Source organism: Kitasatospora sp. MBT63 (genome assembly GCF_000710465.2).
Lineage (GTDB): Bacteria > Actinomycetota > Actinomycetes > Streptomycetales > Streptomycetaceae > Kitasatospora.
This window is the reverse complement of the sequence record NZ_JAIZ01000739.1, coordinates 1-2,122: the sequence shown is the minus strand read 5'-3', so window position 1 is coordinate 2,122 and position 2,122 is coordinate 1. Positions and strand designations below refer to the sequence as shown.

1 protein-coding gene and 1 pseudogene are annotated in these 2,122 nt (G+C 72.7%); one reads left to right on the top strand and one right to left on the bottom strand.

What is annotated here, in order from left to right; all coding sequences use genetic code 11:
* Window positions 1–657: pseudogene (locus tag AA75_RS44960) on the bottom strand (PucR family transcriptional regulator); the annotation flags it as partial.
* Between the two features lie 550 nt (window positions 658–1,207).
* On the opposite strand from AA75_RS44960, the gene AA75_RS38285 reads away from it, so the two are divergent.
* Window positions 1,208–1,828, top strand: a complete 621-nt coding sequence (locus tag AA75_RS38285) for a hypothetical protein (RefSeq protein ID WP_033825060.1) — start codon at window positions 1,208–1,210, stop codon at window positions 1,826–1,828.
* The last annotated feature ends 294 nt before the right edge of the window (window positions 1,829–2,122 follow it).

Sequence of the window (2,122 nt, the reverse complement as noted above, 5' to 3'; positions counted from 1 at the left end):
CTCGCGGCCGGCCAGGTCCACCAGTACGTCCCGGTCGAGCGCCGCGCGGGCGGGCCGCGCGCCGGGGCCCAGGGCGACCAGGGTGACCTCCTGCGGCAGCGGCCAGACGGCCAGCTCCGCCAGCTCGGCCAGCGCGCCGCGGGCCACGGAGGTGCCGCCGAGGATGCGGCGCAGCAGCCGGCGGCGGCGGTTGTCCGGCTCCTCGCCGAGCTCGGCCATCGCCTGGAGGTAGCCCTCGCGGGAGAGCTCGGCGATCTCGCCCATGTAGGCGAAGAGCGCGTCGGCGAACGCCATCAGCACGGTCACCGAGAGGTTGTAGCGGCGCCCGACCGTGCGGACCCGGCGCAGCGCCACCTGGCAGCCGATCCGGTAGGCGTCGTGCAGCATGTCCAGGCTGCGGCCCTCGTACGCCTCGTGGCGGCCGAAGCCCCGGCAGATCTCGTCGCGCAGCGCGGTGGTGGCGGCGGGGGCGGCGACCTGGTCGACGAAGGTGGCGATGTTCTGTTCGATGCCGACCCTGATCACCCGGGCGTTGGGGCCCTCCAGGAGTTCCCGGTACTCGGGGATGACGGTGACGATCTCGGCGGCCATCTCCTTGAGCAGGCCGGGGAGTTCGGGGCGCATCACGGCGGCCAGTTCGCGTGGGATCTGTTCCATCGACGCCGCCCCGGCTGCCTTCGGTGGCCTGGCCATGTGGTCCCCCTGACGGTCGGCCGGGCGGCGGCGGGCGGCCGGACCGGCCCCCGCCGGGGCCGGTCGGCGCGCCGGCGCGGCTTCCGGCGGTTCGCTGCTGACCGTGCCCGGCCGGTGCGGCTCGGTCGGGCGCGTGCGCACAACATGTGGTGGTGCGCCGAAGATAGAGCACGAGCGGTGTGCAGCGCAGCACCCAGGGAACACGAACCCTGCTCCTGGGCAAAGGAGTTGACTCCAGCGGCGGGCGCCGTCCGGTGCGCCGGTGCTCACTTCCGGACAAGGGTCCGCGCGTTTCTCATCGCGCGCGGACAAGAATTTACCGGCGGGTAGCGAAGTCCGGGGGAAATGGGGCGGGGGCGTTGCGCGGCCTCATTACCGGTGCGTAACGTCCCACCTCAGCGGGGCGACCCCCACATTCCGCCCCGCTTCCCCGGACCGTGCGGTCACCGAATTCCCGTTGTCGGACAGGAAGTCCGGATGATCCCGCACGCCGACTCTCGGAAAGGACCAGCCTGTGCGCAACACAGTCAAGGGCGCCCTTGTCGCCGCCGCCGCACTCTCCGCTGCGGCCGGCCTCGCGCTCGCCCCCGCCACCGCCACCACCACGGCCACCTGGACGGCCAGCCCCGGCGGCGCCTGGACCGCCAAGGCCGCCTCGCCCAAGCTCACCGACACCAGGACCGGCACCAAGCTGACCTGTTCCTCCTCGTCCGCGGCCGGGGTGCTCAGCAGCGGCAACGGCCTGCCGATCTCCACCATCTCCTCGGTGAGCTGGGCCAGTTGCACCGGTCCGCTCGGCATCACCTTCGCTGTCACCCCGCAGAACCTGCCCTGGGGCATCAACGCCCTGACCTACAACTCCGCGACCGGGGTCACCACCGGCACCGTCACCGGTGTGAAGGCCCACATCAGCGGCGCCGGCTGCACCGCCGACTTCGCCGGTCCGACCAGCACCACGCCCGCCACCCTCACGGGCACCTACAGCAACTCCACCAACACCCTCACCATCAGCGGCGGGGACCTGCACGCGTACAACGTCTCGGGCAGCTGCCTGGGCCTGCTGAACAACGGCGACGCGGCCACCTACAACGCCGCCTACGTCCTCAGCGCCCCGCAGGCGATCACCTCCCCGTGAGCTGACGCAGGCGCCCGCCGCCGGCTCCGCCCCGCCGGATCGACCCGGCGGGGCGGAGCCCGCACGCCCGGCCCGCCCGGACGCCGAGCCGCCGGCACTCAACCACTGACAACCCGTCAGATCGCGATTGTCACCGGATGACAGGAAATCCGGGGGCGGCCGACGGCCTTGCACCATTCCCGGCGCGATTGCTTGTGACGCCTTGTTACCCGGCCGTAGTGTCCTGCCTCCCGCGAAGTTCGCCCCCGTTCCTTCCGTGTCCGGCGCACCCGCCAACCCGCCGACCCGCCCGAG